Origin of the sequence: Sphaerisporangium sp. NPDC005288 (assembly GCF_040607475.1) — a bacterium.
GTDB lineage: Bacteria > Actinomycetota > Actinomycetes > Streptosporangiales > Streptosporangiaceae > Sphaerisporangium > Sphaerisporangium rhizosphaerae.
Genome location: NZ_JBEXGT010000067.1, coordinates 1 through 17,979, shown reverse-complemented (window position 1 = coordinate 17,979; position 17,979 = coordinate 1). Strand labels below are relative to the sequence as shown.

The window sequence follows — 17,979 nt, the reverse complement described above, 5'->3', positions numbered from 1 at the left end:
GGCCCGCGGGAGCGTCACGGGCCGTACTTGTATCCTGACGATCATGAAAGCGATCACGCTGGACAAGTACGGGTCGGCCGATGACCTCCAGGTCGTCGAGATGCCCGAGCCCAAGGTCGGCCCCGCTGAGGTGCTGGTCCGGGTGAAGGCCGCGGGCGTCAACCCCGTCGACTGGAAGCTCGCCGCAGGCTACCTCGACCCGGTCATGGAGGTCCGCTTCCCCCTGATCTCGGGCTGGGACGTCGCGGGGGTCGTCGAAGCGGTCGGCATGGACGCCGGGGAGTTCGCGGTGGGCGACGAGGTCTACGGTTACATCCGCAAAGACTGGGCGCAGAACGGCGCCTACGCCGAACTCGTCGCGGCGAACGTGCGGATGCTGGCCGCGAAGCCCGCCTCCCTGAGCTGGGAGCAGGCGGCCGGGGTGCCGCTCGCCGGGCTCACCGCCTACCAGTCGCTCAGGCGCGTCGGCGTCGGACCCGGCGACACCGTGCTCGTCCATGCCGCCGCCGGAGGCGTCGGGACGTTCGGGGTGCAGATCGCCGTGACGCTCGGCGCCCGCGTCATCGGCACCGCGAGCGAGCGCAACCACGACTTCCTGCGCTCCCTGGGGGCCGAACCCGTCACCTACGGGGAGGGGCTGGCCGACCGGGTACGCGGCCTGGCCCCGGACGGCGTCGACGCGGTCCTCGACTTCGTTGGAGGTGACGCGGTGGAGACGTCCCTGCCCCTGGTGCGGCGGCCCGACCGCGTGGTGTCCATCGCGAGCGGCGAGGCCGAGAAGCACGGCGGCCACCTGCTGTGGGTGCGCCCGGACTCCGCAGGCCTGGCCGAGCTCGCCGAACTGGCCGACGCCGGCGAGCTCACCACCCACGTGGAGCACACGCTCCCGCTGGAGCAGGCGGCCGAGGCGTGGCGGCTGAACGAGTCCGGCAGAACCCGCGGCAAGATCGTCCTCACCGTCTGACGGCCGCCCCTGCCGTCCCCTCAGTCAGGGAGGCCCGGCCGCGGGCGACCGCGTCAGTTCTTGCGGGCGACGGCGCCGTAGAGCCACTTGGTGGCGGCGGGGGCGGGGTCGTCGGGGTCGGGGTGCCAGGCGTCGATGGTGACCAGGCCGGGGTCCACCAGGGCGAAGCGGTCGAAGAAGCGAGCGATCTCGGCGTGCTCGCGGAAGTAGATCGGCGTGGGGGTGGCGGCGTAGACCGACTCGATCTTCTCGACCGCCTCGCGGGAGTGGCCGTCGCGGGTGACGTGCGTGGCCGCGATGTGGCTGCCGGGGGCAAGGGCGTCGTACAGGGTGCCCATGATGCCCTCCCGCTCCTCCATGGTGAGGAAGTGCGTCATCGCGATGAGCAGGACGCCGACGGGGGCGTCGAAGTCGATGAGCTCGCGGGTGTCGGGGTGGCCGAGGACGCCCTCGGGGTTGCGCATGTCGGCGCCGGCGACCCGGGTGTTGCCGTCGGTGGCCAGCAGCGCGCGGCCGTGGGCGAGGACGATGGGGTCGCGGTCGACGTAGACGACGCGCGCGTCGGGAATGACCGACTGGGCGATCTCGTGGGTGTTGCCGGCGGTGGGCAGGCCGGAGCCGATGTCGATGAACTGGCGGATGCCCTGGCGGGCCATGTGCCGCACGGCCCGGCGCAGGAAGGCGCGGTTCTCCTGGGCGAGCAGGCGGATCTCGGGCATGGCCTGCTCCACGCGGTCCACGGCGGCCCGGTCCACCGCGTAGTTGTCCTTGCCGCCGAGGTAGTAGTCGTACATCCGGGCGACACTGGGCCGCGTGGTGTCGATGTCCGCGGGGATGGAGGGGTCCAGGTCGGCCAAGGCGGTCTCCGTCGGTGTCATGCGGAGGCCGGGGGTGCGGCGGGGCCGTCACGCCCTGTCAGGAGGGCATCCGCTTCCTCGAAATGGGCTGGTTCATACCTTAGGACCTGTCCGATCTTGACGGGGCCTGTTTCCGCGGCCGGTGAGGCTCTCACCCGCCCGGCGTGAACGCGGGACGTAAGGACGAGCCGTTGATTTGCCGATCATGCCGTAGGGACCAGGGCGTCGGACGGGGGAGTGGGCCCCCGGCGTCGCATGATCGGGGCATGCGCCAAGTGAGAGCCGTCCTGGCGGCACTGCTGGCCGGGACCGTGACCCTGCCGTTGTGCACCGCCGTCCCCGCTCGCGCGAGCGGGTCGTCGTACATCCGTGCCCGCGCAGGGGAGCCGTCGTCCGCGCCCGTTCCCGCTCGCGTGAGCGGACGGCCGTACGGCGTCGCGGCCACGTCGCCGTCTCTGCCGGGTCCCGTGCGAGGAGGCGTGGCGGACACGCCGGAGGACTGTCCGGCCGACGCCCTCTGCGGGACTCTGCGCGTGCCCCTGGACCAGGAGGATCCGGCGGCCGGCACCACGGCCGTGGCCTACCGGTTGGTGTACCGGCGGGACAGGTCTCGCGCGGCCGAGGGGACGATCCTCCCCAACCCCGGCGGGCCGGGCATGGCGGTCATCGGGCACCGCGACTACACCGGACGATATCGGGACCTGCTGGAGGACCACGACCTGTTGCTCGTCGATCCGCGTGGCGTCGGCAGGTCCGATCCGCTGACCTGCCGGTCGGCCGGATGGAACGGTCTGCGCGGCACGCACGCGGCGGCGGTCGCCGCCGCCAGGGCGTGCGGCCGTGAGCTCGGACCCACCCTGCGGCACTACACGACGGCCGCCGCCGCCGACGACATCGACGCCGTCCGCGCGCACCTCGGCATCGACCGGCTCGACCTGCTCGGCCAGTCCTACGGGACGTACCTGATGACGGTGTACGCGCGCCGGCACCCGCGCCATGTCCGTTCCATCGTGCTGTCCGGGGCCTACCCGCTGCGCTTCGACATGCTGGGCCGGCCGTCGGCGCACGCCATGCGCAGAGCCCTGCGCCTGCTGTGCCACCGCTCGGGCGGCGCGTGCGACGGGGGAGAGGTGCTGGGGGACCTGTCGACCATGGCGGCGCGGCTGGACGAGCATCCCGCGCGGTACGGCGCGGGCGCCGTCCTGGACGAGACCGCGCTGGCGAGCACGGTCTACAAGCTGACCTCCGGCCATGTGGACCGGCTCGGCCGGCTGCCGTCCGCGCTGCGCGCGGGCGTCCACGGGGACCTCGGCCCGCTGGAGGAACTGGCGGGGCAGGTGCGGCCGATCAGCGGGTCATCCGGCGGCGGCCGCTTCAGCATGCCGATGTACGTCACCATCGCCTGCAACGACTATCCGGTGCTGTGGGACCGGCGCGCCCCGGTCCACGCGCGGGCCCGGCAGTTCGGGGCGCTGCTGCACCACCTGGAGGCCCGGGACTACCGGCCGTTCAGGCCGGCAGCCTGGGTCCACGGCATCGCCGACCTCGGCGACCTGTGCGTCGGCTGGCCCGATCACCGGGAGCGGGCGCGGGTGCGGCTCGGCCGGGCGCCGGACGTGCCCGTGCTGGTGCTGACCGGCGAACTGGACACCGGCACGCCGACCGAGGAGGCGCTGCAGGCGGCCGACCAGTACCGCCGCGCCGAGGTGATCGAGGTGCCGAGCGCCGGGCACGTCGCCGAGAACGACCGCAGGGCCGGGGCGTGCGTGGTGTCCCTGGAGACGCGCTTCATCCGCCACCGGCACATCGCCGACCCCGCCTGCCTGCGCCACATCCCACCCGTCCCGGTCGACTCCGTGAACCACCCTCTGACCTGACCGGCCATCCCGTCCCCGGTCCGGCATAGCGATGGTGCGGACAATTCGGGCGGACGTTTTTGGTCGATCATCCCCATCCGTGTCGTGCCGCCGTCGCTGGCAGCGTGAGAGGCGGGGATGTGCGCCATGCCGGCGCGGCCTCCCCGGCGACGGAAGGGGCCATGGAGTGCAGGTCAGTGCGAAGGCGGGCGTATCGGTCACGGGGCTCGGCGCCACGACGCCACTCGGCGGTGACGTGCCGGGCACGTGGGAGGCGATGCTCGGAGGGCGGTCCGGCATTGTGCCGATCGAGGAGGAGTGGGCCGAGGGCCTTCCGGTCCGCATCGCCGGACGGATGGCGGCCGACCCCGCGGGCGTGCTGGGACGGGTGGCGGCGCGCCGCCTGGACCGCTGTCAGCAGGCCGCGCTCGTCGCCGCCCGGGAGGCGTGGGCGGACGCGGGAGCGCCCGCGGTCGAGCCGGAACGCCTGGCGGTGGTCATCGGCACGGGGGTAGGCGGGATGCTGACCACGCTCGGCCAGGACGATCTGCTGGAGGCGTCCGGGGCCGGCAGGGTCTCGCCGTACACCGTCCCGATGATGATGCCGAACGGGCCGGCGGCCGTGGTGAGCATGGAACTCGGCGCCCGCGCGGGCGCCCACACCCCGGTGAGCGCCTGCGCCTCCGGAGCCGAGGCGATCGCCATGGGGCTGGACCTGATCCGGCTCGGCCGCGCCGACGTGGTCGTGGCGGGCGGCGCCGAGGCGTGCCTGCATCCGCTGACCTTCGCCGGATTCGCCCAGGCCAAGGCGCTGTCGCGGCGCAACGACGCCCCCGCCGAGGCGTCCCGGCCCTTCGACGCCGCGCGGGACGGGTTCGTCCTGGCGGAAGGGGCGGCGCTGGTGGTCCTGGAGCGCGCCGGCTTCGCCGCCGCGCGCGGCGCACGGGCGCACGCCACGCTGGCCGGGGCGGGGGTCACCTCCGACGCCCGCCACATCACCGCGGCCGACTCCGCCGGGCAGGCGCGCGCCATCCGGCTGGCCCTGGCCTCGGCCGCTCTGACCGGAGCCGACGTCGGGCATGTGAGCGCGCACGCCACCTCCACTCCACTCGGCGACGTGACCGAGGCCGAGTCGATCGCCGAGGCGGTGGGCGCGCATCCGGCGGTCACCGCGGTCAAGTCGATGACCGGCCACCTGTGCGGGGCGGCGGGCGCGCTCGGCGCGATCACCACCGTGCTGGCCCTCCGCGAGGGTGTCGTCCCGGCCACCCGCAACCTGGACGACCTCGACCCGCGGGTCAAGCTGGACGTGGTCACCGGCCACCCCCGCCGCGGACGCTGGACCGCCGCCCTCACCAACGCCTTCGGCTTCGGCGGCCACAACGCCTGCCTGCTCTTCACCACCCCGCAGTCCTATGGTGGGCGCTGAACGCTTCTTGAGGGGACGGTCGTCGATCGGCGCGGGGATAGATTCCTCCGGGGTCGTGTCGATTTGCGGGCCGCTCGTTCGACCTGTGGGTGCGAGGGCCGAGAGGCGGCCCCGGCGGAGGAGGAGAACGCGATGTCGAAGTACCTGCTGATCATGCGGGGCACCGACGAGTCGAACGCGGCCATGATGGCCGACATCGACGAGATGATGGCCACGACCCGCCGGTTCATCGAGGAGATGGTCAAGGCCGGCGTTCTCCTCGCGGCCGAAGGGCTGGACGATCCGGCCCAGGGCGTCGTGGTCGACTTCAGCGGCGAGGCCCCGGTGGTCACGGACGGGCCGTACGGCGAGACCAAGGAACTGTTCGGCGGCTTCTTCCTGCTCGACGTCGCCTCGAAACAGGAGGCGGTCGAGTGGGCCAAGCGGGTCCCGGCGGCCCGCGGGTCCAAGATCGAGGTCCGGCGGGTGCCCGGGAGCGACGAGGTCCCGCAGGTCGACCAGTGATCACCGGGGACCGGGCCGGGCGCGCGAGCAACGGCCGGATCTGATGAGCACGGCCGATGTCGAGGCCGTCTGGCGGATCGAGTCGGCGCGGATCGTCGCCGCGCTGACCCGGTTCACCGGCGATTTCGGGCTGGCCGAGGACGCGGCCCAGGAGGCGGTGGCCGAGGCGCTGGTGTCGTGGCCGCTCGCCTCTCCGGCGAATCCGGCCGGCTGGCTGATGGCCACGGCCCGGCGGCGGGCGATCGACGCGATCCGCCGCCGGGCCGCCCTCCAGGACCGATACGCCCTGCTGGCCGCCGACGTGACGGCCGACTCGGCGGTCGACGAAGAGATCGATCCCGACGAGATCGATGACGACGTGCTGGCGCTGATGTTCGTCAGCTGCCACCCGGTGCTCTCCCCCGAGGCCCGGGTGGCGCTGACCCTGCGCGTGGTCGGCGGCCTGTCCAGCGAGGAGATCGCCCGCGCGTTCCTGGTACCCGTGCCGACCGTGCAGGCCCGCATCACCCGGGGCAAGAAGACGATCGCGGCGGCCGGGGTGCCGTTCGAACTCCCGCCGGCGGCCGAGCGCCGGGAGCGGCTGGGCGGCGTGCTCAGCGTCCTCTATGTGATCTTCACCGAGGGGTCGACGGCCACGTCGGGCGACCGGCTGCTGCGCCCCGACGTCGCGTACGAGGCGATCCGGCTGGCCCGCACGCTGGCCGCGCTGCAGCCGGACGAGCCGGAGGTGCACGGTCTGCTGGCGCTGTGCGAGCTGACGGCCGCGCGTTTCCCGGCCCGGACCGGCCCGGACGGTTCGCCCGTGCTGCTCGGCGAGCAGGACCGGCGGCGGTGGGACTTCTCGGCGATCCGCCGCGGGCTGGCCGCGCTGGCCAAGGCGTCCACTCGCGGCCTCGGCCCCTACGGCCTGCAGGCCGCGATCGCCGCCACCCACGCGTCGGCGCCCTCGGTCGAGGCGACCGACTGGGACCGGATCGTGCTGCTCTACGAGGCACTCGGCCGGGTCGCACCCTCGCCGGTGGTCGAGCTCAACCGGGCCGTCGCCGTCGCCATGGCCTCGGGTCCGGCGCGCGCCCTGGCCATCGTGGACGAGCTGGTCGCCTCGGACCGGCTCCCCGGTTCGCATCTGGTCCCGACAGTGCGCGGTGAGCTGCTGGCCCGGCTCGGACGGCGACCGGAAGCGCGCGCCGAGCTCGAACTGGCGGCCCGGCTGTGCGCCAACCAGCGCGAACGCTCAGTGCTGCTGCGCAAGGCGGCCACACTGAGCTGACCTCTCCGGCTCGGCCGGCGACCATGGTCAGATGCGCCGGCGCCCTCACCGATTCGGCCGAAGTGACCATGTCCGGCGCGTGGTCAATACTGATCTACATCGTAAAGGGCCCCGGAACGTGTGTTCCGGGGCCCTCGATACGGTGCGGGTCAGGCGCTGGTGCGGGTGAGGTGGAAGGTGAGGCCGAGGTCAGGGTCGTGGTGGGCGGGGAGGTCCTGCGGGGGAGTGCCTTCGGTCAGGGAGGTGGCCAGGACCTCCTCGGCGAGTTTGGCGCCACCGGTGCGCAGGGCCTCGGCGAGGTCGCCGGAGGCGGTCCACCACAGGTCGATGCGGTCGGTGATGGACAGGCCGCTGGACTTGCGGGTGTCCTGCACCAGGCGGATGACCTCGCGGACCAGGCCCGCGCGCATCAGCTCCGGGGTGACCGCGAGGTCCAGCGCCACGGTCTCGCCGGTGCCGGTGCCCACCGCGCCGCTCTCCACCGCCCAGCCGGCCCGCGGCTGCTCGGTGATGATCACCTCGTCCGGGCCGAGGTCGACCGGCTCGCCGTGCACGACCACCGTCGCCGTCCCGCCGCCGCGGATGCCCGCGGCCAGCTCGGCGGGGTCGGTCGCGGTGAGGGCGGCGGCGATGTCCTTGGTGTCGCTGCCGAACCGCTTGCCGAGCGCGCGGAAGTTCGGCTTGACGGTGAAGGACACCAGGTCGGCCGAGTACGCCGACAGGTCCTCAAGGGCCTGCACGTTCAGCTCGTCGGCGATCAGCTCGCGCAGCGAGCCGGGCAGCGACGACCACCGCGGGCTGCCGACGAGCGCGCGCCCGAGCGGCTGGCGGGTCTTGACCCCGCTGGACGCGCGCGCCGACCTGCCCAGCTCGACCAGGCGGCGCACCAGCGCCATCTGCTCCGACAACCCGGCGTCCAGCAGGTCCTCGCGCACCTTCGGCCAGGTGGTCAGGTGCACCGACGCGGGCGCGTCGGGCGCGCGCAGCACGTCCCACACGTGGTCGGTGATGAACGGCACGAGCGGCGCCAGCAGCCGGGTGACGGTCTCCAGGCACTCGTACAGCGTCGCGAACGCCGACTCCTCGCCCGACCAGAAGCGGCGGCGCGACCTGCGGACGTACCAGTTGGACAGGTCGTCGAGGAACTCGGTGAGCCGCCGCCCGGCGCGGGTGGTGTCGAACGCCTCGAGCGCGTCGGTGACCTCGGCCACCGTGCGGTGCAGTTCGGCGAGCGCCCAGCGGTCGATGAGCGGCCGCTCGGCGTGCGGCGGGGCCTCGGCCAGCCGGGCCGGCGACCAGGACTCGGCGTTGGCGTACAGCGTGAAGAAGGAGGTGGTGTTCCAGTAGGTCAGCAGGACCTTGCGGACGATCTCCTCCAGCGCGGCGTGCCCGACCCGGCGCGGTGACCACGGGGACCCGGAGGTCGCCATGAACCAGCGCAGCGCGTCGGCGCCGTGCTGGTTCATCAGCGGGATCGGCTGCAGCACGTTGCCCAGGTGCTTGCTCATCTTGCGGCCGTCCTCGGCGAGGATCAGGCCGAGGCACAGCACGTTCTCGTAGGAGGACCGGTCGAACACCAGGGTGCCGACGGCCATCATGGAGTAGAACCAGCCGCGCGTCTGGTCCAGCGCCTCGCAGATGAACTGGCCGGGGTAGGCCGCCTCGAAGGCCTCCTTGTTGAGGTGCGGGGCGCCCCACTGGGCGAACGGCATCGAGCCGGAGTCGTACCAGGCGTCGATGACGTCGGGAACGCGCCGGGCCTCGTCGCCGCACACCGGGCAGGGGAATGCGACGTCGTCGACGTAGGGCCGGTGCGGGTCCAGCGCCGACAGGTCGCGCCCGGCGAGGTCGCCGAGCTCCTTCAGCGAGCCGACGCAGGTGACGTGCGACTCGTCGGTCGTGCACACCCACAGCGGCAGCGGCGTGCCCCAGTAACGCGACCGGGACAGGGCCCAGTCGACGTTGTTGCGCAGCCACTCGCCGTAGCGGCCCTCCTTGATGGTGGGGGGGTACCAGGCGGTGCGCTCGTTCTCGGCGAGCAGGCGGTCCTTGATGCGCGTGGTGCGGATGTACCAGGACGGGAGCGCGTAGTACAGCAGCGGGGTGTGGCAGCGCCAGCAGTGCGGGTAGGCGTGCTCGAAGTGGTCGCCGCGGAACAGCAGGCCGCGGGCCCGCAGGTCGTCGGTCAGGCCCTCGTCGGCGTCCTTGAAGAACGTCCCGCCGACCCGCGGCACGTCGGGCAGGAACCGCCCGTCCGGGCCGATCGGGTTGACCACGGGCAGGCCGTAGCGCTTGCAGACCGTCATGTCGTCGGCGCCGAACGCCGGGGCCTGGTGGACCAGGCCGGTGCCGTCCTCGACGGTGACGTAGTCGCCCAGCACGACGAAGTGGGCGCCGGGGATGTCGACCAGGTCGAACGGCCGCGAGTAGGGGGTGTGCTCCAGCTCGGTTCCCGGGAAGCGGTCGCCGGCCGTCCAGCCCTCGCCGAGGGCGCCCTCGAGCAGCGGCTCGGCCACGATGACCGGCCGCTCGCCCTCCTTGGAGGCGACCACGTAGGTCACGTCGGGGTGCACGGCGACGGCGGTGTTGGACACCAGCGTCCACGGGGTGGTGGTCCAGATGAGCAGGTCGGTGCCCACGAACCGCCCGGAGGTGACCGGCATGCGGACGTACACCGACGGGCTGGTGACGTTCTCGTACCCGCCGGGCTGCCCGAGCTCGTGGTCGGACAGGCCGGTGCCGCAGCGCGGGCAGTACGGCGTGATGCGGAAGTCGCGGAACAGCAGGTCCTTCTCCCAGATGACCTTCAGCGACCACCAGACGGACTCGACGTAGGAGGGGGCCATGGTGAGGTAGGCCTGGGACATGTCGACCCAGTAGCCCATGCGCTCGGTCATCTCTTCGAAGGCGTCGACGTGGCGCTGCACCGACTCGCGGCAGCGCTCGTTGAACTCGGCGATGCCGTACGCCTCGATCTCGGGCTTGCCGGACAGCCCGAGCTCCTTCTCCACCGCGACCTCGACCGGCAGGCCGTGGCAGTCCCAGCCGGCCCGGCGGGCCACGTTGTAGCCGCGCATCGACTTGTAGCGGGGGAAGACGTCCTTGAAGACGCGCGCCTCGACGTGGTGGACGCCGGGCATGCCGTTGGCGGTGGGCGGGCCCTCGTAGAACACCCAGGCCGGGCCGTCTGCGTTCTGCTCGAGCGAGCGCTCGAAGACCTTGCCGTCGCGCCAGCGGTCGAGCACCTCGGCCTCGAGGGCGGGCAGGTCCACCTGGGCGGCGAGCGAGCGGAAGTAGGGTGCGGACATCGTAGGGGCAGACCTCCACGCGTGCGTTTCTCCATGGCGTGGAGGGACGAGGCGCCGGGCCCCGCGGTACCACCCTCCTTGACCTCCCCCGCGGATCTCCCCCAAAGAAGATCTGCCGAAAAGAGGCCCTCTCTTTGTTCACCGCTGCCGGGTCTACTGGGCCGTGACCGTCGTACGGGCGCGGCCGTTCTTCCGGCGGCTCCGGGGTGATCTTCCCTCCGGGCCTCGCCCCGGGCTCGCACCGTCCCCGGGTCGCTCGTGCGAGGGGGCTCGGAGGTACTCGTCCCCATCAATGCCTTGCAAACTGAAACGATATCCCACGTTGGGGAAGGAGCCGACACGTTTATGAGGCTGGCCATCAGGGTGCGGCCGGGCGCCGCCCGCGAGTCCGTCGGCGGCGCCTACGGCGAGGAGGCGGTCGTGGTCAAGGTCAACGCCCGGGCGGTGGACGGCAGGGCCACCGAGGCGGCGCTGCGCGCGGTCGCGGACGCCTTCGGCGTGCGGCGGGCGGCGGTACGTCTCGTAACCGGAGCGACAAGCAGGGACAAGGTCGTGGAGATAACCGGTAACGACCAGGAATTGACCGAAAGGGCTGTGGCGTTACGGATGGCGTAAACGGTCGGCGCGTCGTTTGTTCTTCGGATATGGCCGACCTATGCTTCCCGCACTGCTCAACAGGTGGATCGGCGAGGAGGCCTCGATGGCCGGTGTGACGCGGGCGGAGAAGACCGCCACGGAGACGAGCGGGGCGGCCGGCTGGACCGAGGGGGAACTCTCCGAGGTCCGAGGGCGCCTGCTCGGAGAGATCGACGAGCTGAACGCGGAGGTGGCGAGGTCGGAGTCGCAGATCGCCTCGGGCGACATCAGCGACAGCGCCGGCGACGACCAGGCCGATGCGGGGGCCAAGACCTATGAGCGGGAACGCGAGATCGCCCTTACCCTGAATGCGCGCGATCTGGTCGCGCAGAACGAGCGGGCGATCGCCCGCATCGACGCAGGAACATACGGAGTGTGCGAATCGTGCCACAAGCCGATCGGCAAGGAGCGGCTGCAGGCGTTCCCGAGGGCGACGCTGTGCGTGTCGTGCAAGCAGCGGGAGGAACGCCGCTGAACGCCTCGCCGGACGTGCCCCCCTCGCCCGAGGCCCCCGAGCCCCCCGAGCCTTCAGAGCGCGCCGAGGGGCGCGATGCGCCGCGCGGGCGGCGCATCGGCGCCCTGGCGGCCCTCGCGGTGCTGGTCTACGTTCTGGACCTGCTCAGCAAGACCATCGTGGTCGACGTGCTGGAGGGTCGTGAGCCGGTCCGCGTGATCGCCGGGGTGCTGCAGCTGCGGGTGATCCGCAACTCCGGCGCCGCCTTCAGCATCGGCACCGGCATGACGATCATCTTCACGGTCATCGCGGCCGTCGTCGTCGTCGCGATCCTGCGCACGGCCCGGCAACTGCGCAGCGTCCCGTGGGCGATCACCTTGGGCCTGCTGCTCGGCGGGGCCCTGGGCAACCTCACCGACCGCCTCTTCCGCTACCCCGCGCCCTTCCAGGGGCACGTCGTCGACTGGATCGAGGTCTTCCCGGTCACCCGCTTCCCCGTGTTCAACATCGCCGACTCGGCGATCGTGTGCGGCGGCATCCTGGCGGTGTTCCTCGCCTGGCGGGGCTACCAGATCGACGGATCGCGCGCCGGTGACGAGCTCCCCGCCCGGTCCGGCGGCACTGACGGCGCTGAGGGCACTGCCGGCGCTGACGGCACTGCCGGCGGTGGCGGCGACGCGGAGGGCGGCGCCCGTGGGTGAGCAGCGCAGTCTCCCCGTCCCCGACGGCCTGGAGGGCGAGCGCCTGGACGCCGCCCTCGCCCGGCTGTTCGGTTTCTCCCGCACCCGCGCCGCCGAGCTGATCGCCGCCGGCGACGTGCAGGTCGACGGCGCCGCCGCGGCCAAGTCCGACCGCGTGCACGCCGGCGCGTGGCTGGAGGTCGTGATCCCGCCGCCGCCCGGCCAGCCGGTGCCGGTGGCCGAGCCCGTCCCGGGCATGGGCATCCTGTACGAGGACGACGACATCGTGGTGATCGACAAGCCGATCGGGGTGGCGGCGCACCCGACGGTCGGCTGGACCGGCCCGACCGTCCTCGGCGGCCTGCTCGGCGCCGGGCACCGGGTGGCCACCAGCGGCGCGGCCGAGCGCCAGGGCATCGTCCACCGCCTGGACGCCAACACCACCGGCGTCATGGTGGTGGCCAAGAGCGAGGTGGCCTACTCCCGGCTCAAGCGCGCCTTCAAGGAGCGCACCGTCGAGAAGCACTACCACGCGCTGGTGCAGGGCCACCCCGACCCGCTGCGCGGCACCATCGACGCCCCCATCGACCGTCACCCGGCCGGGGACGGCCGGTTCGCCGTCGTCGCCGGCGGCAAGCCGTCGATCACCCACTACGACACGATCGAGGCGTTCCGGGCGGCGTCGCTGCTCGACATCAAGCTGGAGACCGGCCGCACCCACCAGATCAGGGTGCACATGTCGGCCACCCGCCACCCATGTGTGGGCGATCTCGCCTACGGCGCCGATCCCACGCTGGCGGCGCGGCTGGGCGTCACCCGCCAGTGGCTGCACGCCGTCTCGCTGTCGTTCGACCACCCGACGGGCGGCGAGCGGGTGACCTTCACCAGCGGCTACCCCGAAGAGCTGTCCCGCGCGCTGGACGCCGTCCGCGCCGAGTCCTGACCACGGCCGGGCCATCGGGCATCGTCCGGTCCGCCGGGTGATCACGGCCGGACCGCCGGGCGCCGTCCGGTCCGCCCAGTCTGATCACGGTCAGGCCGCCGGGCCGCCGTCCGGGCTCACGTGCCCGACAGGGGGCCTCCGTCGACGTAGGAGGCGTCGTCGCCGCTGGTCTGGCCCTGGTCGTTGGTGACGTCGCCCTCGCCGCCGCCCCCGCCGTCCTGGCCGTCGCCGCGCGGCTCGTCGCCGCCCTCACCGGGCGGCACGGGGTCGTTCTCGCCCTTGTCGCTCTGGGTCTTGGTGGGCTTGGGCTTGGGCTTGGGCGTCGGCTTGGCGGAGGGCTTGGGCTTGGGCGTCGGCTTGTCCTCGCCGCCCTTGGTCCGGTCCGGCGTCGGCCGCCCCTGGCCGGTGCGGGCCGCCGAGGAGACCGGCGCGTGGACGCTGGGCTGCCCGCCGCGCGAGGGCGTGTAGCCGTCCTGGCCCGAGCGCCGGGTGACCGGCTCGGCGGTCGGGGTGACCGACACCGTGACCCGCACGGTCGGGGAGACCTCCGGCGTCGAGGTGCCCGCCGAGCGGGCGGTCACCCAGGCCAGCCCGCCGGCCACCAGGCCGACCGACAGGATCAGCGAGGTGAGCCCGGCGAGCGCGATGCCGCGTCCGCCTCCCGGCCTGGTCTGCGGCGGCACCGACGCCGGGTCGGTGATCGGGGCGGCGGCCGGCCGTTCCCTGGTCGGGCTCGACGCCTGGGCCGGCACCGGGGCCGGCGCCTGCACGGGCAGGGCCGGCGTGGTCGGCTCGGGCTGGATCCCGGCGGCGACCATCCGCAGGTAGTGCTCGGCCTCGGCGGCGGTGAGCCGCTCTGCCGGGTCCTTGCGCAGCAGGCCGTTCAGCACGGGGCCGAGCGGGCCGGCCAGCCGCATCGGCTCGGGCGGGTCGTGCATGACCGCGCCGAGCGTGGCCAGCGGATTGCCGCGCTGGAACGGCGAACGCCCCTCCACCGCGACGTACAGCGTGACGCCGAGGGACCACAGGTCCGAGGACCGGGTCGCCTGGCCGCCCGCGGCCCGTTCGGGCGCGATGAACGCCGGGGTGCCGATGAGCGTGCCGGTCCGGGTGACCGGGGAGTCGTCCTCCAGGGTCGCGATGCCGAAGTCGGTGAGCACGGCCCGGCCGCCGTGCTTGGCCAGCAGGACGTTGTCGGGCTTGACGTCCCGGTGCAACACCCCGGCGTGGTGGGCGGCGCGCAGCGCGGCCAGCACCTCCAGGCCGATCTCGGCCACGCGCACCGGGTGGAGCGGTCCCTGGTCGCGGACGACGGCGCCGAGCGTGTCGGAGTCCACGAGCTGGAGCACGATCCAGGGGTGGCCGTTCTCCTCGAACACGTCGTAGACGGTGGCGACGCCGGGGTGGCTGACCCGTCCGGCGGCGCGCGCCTCCCGGAAGGTTCTCGTCGCGAAGATCTCGCGTTCCGGACCGGTGAGCTCCGGTGGCGCGATCAGCTCCTTGACGGCTGTTTCGCGGCCGAGAATCTCGTCATGGGCCCGCCAGACGGTGCCCATTCCACCTCGGCCGATGGGTTCCAGCAGACGGTATCGGCCTGCCACGACTCGGTCTGTGACCTGGGAGGAATCCGGCATGTTGGGCTGGCTACCCCAAAATTTCGGTCACATGCACTCGTAGTCAGGACGGCCGGAAACTTTTCACGAACATCTCGAAAAGGGGACGATCTCTCTTCCAGGTCGCGTCGGTCGTGTGCCAGTAGATCGTGTACTGCCGGCCGTCCGCCGTGGCGAAGGCGCGGTCGAGCACGTGCGCCCGCCCGGACGACATCGTCCAGGTGAACTCCCAGTCGGCGGCCGGCCGGCCCCGGTAGGTCAGGGCGCGCAGCGACAGCAGGCGGTAGCCGGGCAGGCGGTTCCTGGCCACGGCCTGCTCCTCCACCTCCCGCAGCGCCGTCAGCGGGTCGGCGGCCGTCCACGGGGTCGTGTCGACCAGCAGGAAGCCGCGCGAGCCGGGCATGTGGAAGTGCACGCGGGTCTTGTCCCGGCCGAACTCCGACCAGCGCTCGGGGAGGGCGACGCTGAAGCCCAGCGCGTCGGTGTGCGGACGCCAGCCCCCCGGCAGGGCGATACCCGCTTCCGAGGGGTTCGGGCTCGGGCGCGACGGGCTCGCGCTCGGGGTCGCGCTCGGGCTTGACGGGGAGGACGAGGGCGCCGCCGCCGAGGACGTCCGCGCCGGTGTGGGGGAGGAGGCGGCCGCCGAGCCCGCGACCTGCCGGTAGCCGTACCAGCCGCCCAGGCCGACGGCGACCGCCAGCACCGGGACGCCCACGAGCACGGCGGCCCGGGACCTCGGCCGGCGGGAGGGCCCGCCGGTCCCGGCCGCCGGCCCCTCGAAGGTGGACCACTGGGCATGGGCGGCGCCGGGCATCGTCCCGCCCTGGAACGGCGGCACGGCCCCCGGTCCAGGACCGTGCCCGGTCTGCCACCCGGGACCCTGCCCGGTCTGCCACCCGGGACCCTGCCCCGCCTGCCACGCGGCACCCTGTCCGGCGGCGACGCGGCGCAGGGCTTCGGCGGCCTCGGCGGCGGACAGGCGCGCGCCCGGCTCCTTGCGGAGCAGCCCGGCGATCACCGGGACCAGCGGCCCGGCCAGCCGGGGCGGCTCAGGCTCGTCGTTCAGCACCGCCGCCATCGTCGGCACAGGCGCCCCACGGTCGAACGGCGGGCGGCCCTCCACGGCGGCGTACAGCGTCGCGCCCAGGGACCACAGGTCGGACTCGGGCACGGCGGGCCGGCCCTGCAGCCGCTCGGGCGGGATGAACGCGGGGGTGCCCGACAGGCCGCCGGTCGTGGTCAGCGCGGTCTCCTCGGGCATGGTGGCGATGCCGAAGTCGGTCAGCACCACCCTGCCGCCCTCGGTGAGCAGGACGTTCTCGGGCTTGACGTCCCGGTGGAGCACCCCTGCGGCGTGCGCGGCGCGCAGCGCGTCGAGCACCTGCCCGCCGATGTCGGCCACCGTCCGCGGCTCCAGCGGGCCCGCGGACCTGAGCACCTCGCCCAGCGAGCGCGATCGCACGAGCTGCATGACGATCCAGGGACGGCCGTCCTCCTCGATGACGTCGTGGACGACGACCACCGACGGGTGGTCCAGCCGGCCGGCCGCCCGCGCCTCGCGGATCGTGCGCCGGTTGAAGGCGGCGCGGTCCTCCTCGCTCATCGCGCGGTAGAGGACCTCCTTGACCGCGACCGGGCGGTCGAGCAGCTCGTCGTGGGCCCGCCACACCACGCCCATGCCGCCGCGCCCGATCGGCTCCAGCAGACGGTATCTGCCGGCGACCCGGCGTTGCGTCTCAGCGGTCACCTCGCCCCGCCCTCCCTTCCCGGCCACCGCATCGTCCCATAACCGGACGCGTGCGGGCACCGGACCGCCGCCCGGCGGACGTCGAACCACCGCTCCCGGTCGGCGGCCGACGACCGTCCCGGCGCCGACCACTCTCCCGGCGCCGGCGGCCGTCCCCGGCGGCCGACCACCGCCGAGCGTGCGACGGACGTCCGGCGGGCACCGGAGCGGCGACCCGCGGGCGGGGGAGCCGCTGCCACCCGATGGTGTCTCGGGTGGGCTACTTGGCGGGCTTGAAGGTGGCGGCGAGGGTGTCGAAGAGCTTCTTCTTCGCCTTCCAGTCCTTGTCCTCGGTCTTGAACAGCAGCGCGTAGCCGTTGTGCTTGTCGGTGACGAAGCCGCGGTCGATCACGCGCGACCGGAAGCGGCTGTCGCCGAAGGTGAACTCCCAGTCGGCCGCGGTCTTCCAGTAGCCCTTGACCTCCCTGATGGCGACCAGCCGGTAGCCGGGGAAGTTGCGGCTCATGCCCGGCACGTCGCGCCGCCAGACCTTCAGGGCGTCGGACTCGGGGCTCCCGGTGTGGTGGACCTCCAGGTAGGTGTGGGAGTCCCCGCGGAAACGCACCTCCCCGTTGCCCCGGCCGTCCACGTGCCACCCCTTGGGGAGGGCGAGGGAGAACCCGCTGGAGTGCTTGTACTTGTGCCACCCCTTGGGGACGCCCGCCGGACTGGAGGAGGTCGGCTTGGGGGAGGACGTCGGCTCGGCCGTCTCGCTCGGCGAGGACGACGGCGAGGAGGACGCGTCCCCGGACGGCGCCGGGGACGCCCCGGAGGACGGCGGGGCCGTCCCTCCGGCGCCCGTGGGGTCGCCCGAAGCGGCCGAGGAGTGCCCGCCGGACGCCGCGCCGTCCGAAGGGGTGTCGGAGGCCTCGCGCGCGCCCAGCCACATGGCCACGCCGGCCACGATGAGCAGGGCCGGAATGGCGACCAGGACGACGCGCAGGAGCGGCACCGGCCGCCGGGGGTCGCCGGAGCCGTCCTCGTCCGGCGCCATGGGGACCACCGGCGGGGCGATCGAGGTGGCGCCGTGGCCGGTCATGTCGTCATAGGCCGACGGGGCCGGGCCCTCGTAGGAGGCGGCCAGGGCCTCGGAGGAGGCCGCGGCGGGGGAGGCGGACGAGCCGCCGTAGGGGCGTTTGCGCGTCTCGGGCCGGGTGTGCGCGTCGGTGCCGGGCGCGCCTGGTCGTCTCGGGACGTTCGTCGGACGCTGCGGCTCACCGGCCCCGGCGGAGGTCGCGGGCTCGGCGGACCGCTCCACGGGATCTGTGGGCCTGACCGGCTGGACGGGCGCCTTGACCGGCCGCCCGGCCCTGCCGTCCGGGCGGGACGGGGCCGTGGACCGCGGGCCGGCCGGCCCGGGGAGGTCGGCCTCCGCGGACCCGGCGGCCTGGTCCCGCTCCGCCGCGCTCCTGCCCGCGTCCGCGAGGCGGTCTTCACGCTCGGCTTCGTTCTCGCCGCTTTCGAGGTCCCGTCGCCGGGCCTCGTCGTCGTCCGTGAGGCGCCGGTCCCGCGCCTCGTCGCCGGTCGAAGGGGTGCCGGCGGTCCGCGTGGACGCGGGGACACCGGCCTCCTGGTCACCGGCCCCCGCGGACCCGGCGTCCGGCGCGGCCTGCCCGCCCTCTCCGGCCGTCCTAGGCTCTCCGGTCGTGCGCGGCCGTGCGGCCTTTCCCGCGGCGCCC

The 17,979-nt window shown here is 73.6% G+C and carries 13 protein-coding genes and 1 pseudogene; 9 read left to right on the top strand and 5 right to left on the bottom strand.

Annotated elements, in window-relative coordinates; all coding sequences use genetic code 11:
* Nucleotides 1–43 precede the first annotated feature (43 nt).
* Entirely contained in the window at nt 44–964 is a 921-nt protein-coding gene (locus ABZU32_RS38180; RefSeq protein ID WP_354930974.1) for an NADP-dependent oxidoreductase, read from the top strand.
* A 53-nt stretch (nt 965–1,017) separates the two neighbouring features.
* Here ABZU32_RS38180 and ABZU32_RS38175 read toward each other — a convergent pair whose 3' ends face one another.
* The gene (locus tag ABZU32_RS38175; RefSeq protein ID WP_354930971.1) at nt 1,018–1,821 is read right to left on the bottom strand and encodes an SAM-dependent methyltransferase; all 804 of its coding nucleotides are present in this window, start codon (nt 1,819–1,821) and stop codon (nt 1,018–1,020) included.
* A 266-nt stretch (nt 1,822–2,087) separates the two neighbouring features.
* Between ABZU32_RS38175 and ABZU32_RS38170 the strand changes: the two genes are divergently transcribed.
* From ABZU32_RS38170 to ABZU32_RS38155, 4 genes are all read left to right on the top strand, one after another.
* A complete protein-coding gene (locus tag ABZU32_RS38170) occupies nt 2,088–3,698 on the top strand; it encodes an alpha/beta fold hydrolase (protein WP_354930968.1) in 1,611 nt (536 codons plus the stop codon).
* 166 nt (nt 3,699–3,864) lie between these two features.
* Nucleotides 3,865–5,106 (top strand): beta-ketoacyl-[acyl-carrier-protein] synthase family protein, encoded by a 1,242-nt coding sequence (locus tag ABZU32_RS38165; RefSeq protein ID WP_354930965.1) that lies wholly within the window; start codon nt 3,865–3,867, stop codon nt 5,104–5,106.
* Between the two features lie 132 nt (nt 5,107–5,238).
* Nucleotides 5,239–5,610, top strand: a complete 372-nt coding sequence (locus ABZU32_RS38160; RefSeq protein ID WP_354930962.1) for a YciI family protein — start codon at nt 5,239–5,241, stop codon at nt 5,608–5,610.
* A gap of 43 nt (nt 5,611–5,653) precedes the next feature.
* Nucleotides 5,654–6,880: a sigma-70 family RNA polymerase sigma factor gene (locus tag ABZU32_RS38155; RefSeq protein ID WP_354850340.1), complete on the top strand. Its 1,227-nt coding sequence runs from the start codon at nt 5,654–5,656 to the stop codon at nt 6,878–6,880.
* 149 nt (nt 6,881–7,029) lie between these two features.
* On the opposite strand, the gene ileS is transcribed toward ABZU32_RS38155, so the two are convergent.
* On the bottom strand, nt 7,030–10,188 hold the full coding sequence (gene ileS, locus ABZU32_RS38150; protein WP_354930959.1) for an isoleucine--tRNA ligase: 3,159 nt from the start codon (nt 10,186–10,188) through the stop codon (nt 7,030–7,032).
* Between the two features lie 345 nt (nt 10,189–10,533).
* On the opposite strand from ileS, the gene ABZU32_RS38145 reads away from it, so the two are divergent.
* The 4 genes from ABZU32_RS38145 to ABZU32_RS38130 all read left to right on the top strand — a co-directional run bounded on the left by ABZU32_RS38145 (nt 10,534) and on the right by ABZU32_RS38130 (nt 12,901).
* Nucleotides 10,534–10,803 carry a DUF167 domain-containing protein gene (locus tag ABZU32_RS38145; RefSeq protein ID WP_354930956.1) on the top strand — a complete coding sequence of 90 codons (270 nt, stop codon included), beginning with the start codon at nt 10,534–10,536 and terminating at the stop codon, nt 10,801–10,803.
* A gap of 85 nt (nt 10,804–10,888) precedes the next feature.
* Nucleotides 10,889–11,299, top strand: a complete 411-nt coding sequence (locus ABZU32_RS38140; RefSeq protein WP_354930953.1) for a TraR/DksA C4-type zinc finger protein — start codon at nt 10,889–10,891, stop codon at nt 11,297–11,299.
* The gene (lspA, locus tag ABZU32_RS38135) at nt 11,272–11,979 is read left to right on the top strand and encodes a signal peptidase II (RefSeq protein WP_354930950.1); all 708 of its coding nucleotides are present in this window, start codon (nt 11,272–11,274) and stop codon (nt 11,977–11,979) included. The genes ABZU32_RS38140 and lspA overlap by 28 nt, the downstream gene beginning before the upstream one ends.
* Nucleotides 11,972–12,901 carry an RluA family pseudouridine synthase gene (locus tag ABZU32_RS38130; RefSeq protein ID WP_354850350.1) on the top strand — a complete coding sequence of 310 codons (930 nt, stop codon included), beginning with the start codon at nt 11,972–11,974 and terminating at the stop codon, nt 12,899–12,901. The genes lspA and ABZU32_RS38130 overlap by 8 nt, the downstream gene beginning before the upstream one ends.
* A 116-nt stretch (nt 12,902–13,017) precedes the next feature.
* On the opposite strand, the gene ABZU32_RS38125 is transcribed toward ABZU32_RS38130, so the two are convergent.
* From ABZU32_RS38125 to ABZU32_RS38115, 3 genes and pseudogenes are all read right to left on the bottom strand, one after another.
* Nucleotides 13,018–14,535 (bottom strand): protein kinase, encoded by a 1,518-nt coding sequence (locus ABZU32_RS38125; protein WP_354930947.1) that lies wholly within the window; start codon nt 14,533–14,535, stop codon nt 13,018–13,020.
* Between the two features lie 43 nt (nt 14,536–14,578).
* Nucleotides 14,579–16,261 (bottom strand): protein kinase, encoded by a 1,683-nt coding sequence (locus ABZU32_RS38120; RefSeq protein ID WP_354930944.1) that lies wholly within the window; start codon nt 16,259–16,261, stop codon nt 14,579–14,581.
* A 259-nt stretch (nt 16,262–16,520) separates the two neighbouring features.
* A pseudogene (locus ABZU32_RS38115) lies at nt 16,521–17,979 on the bottom strand (hypothetical protein); the annotation flags it as partial.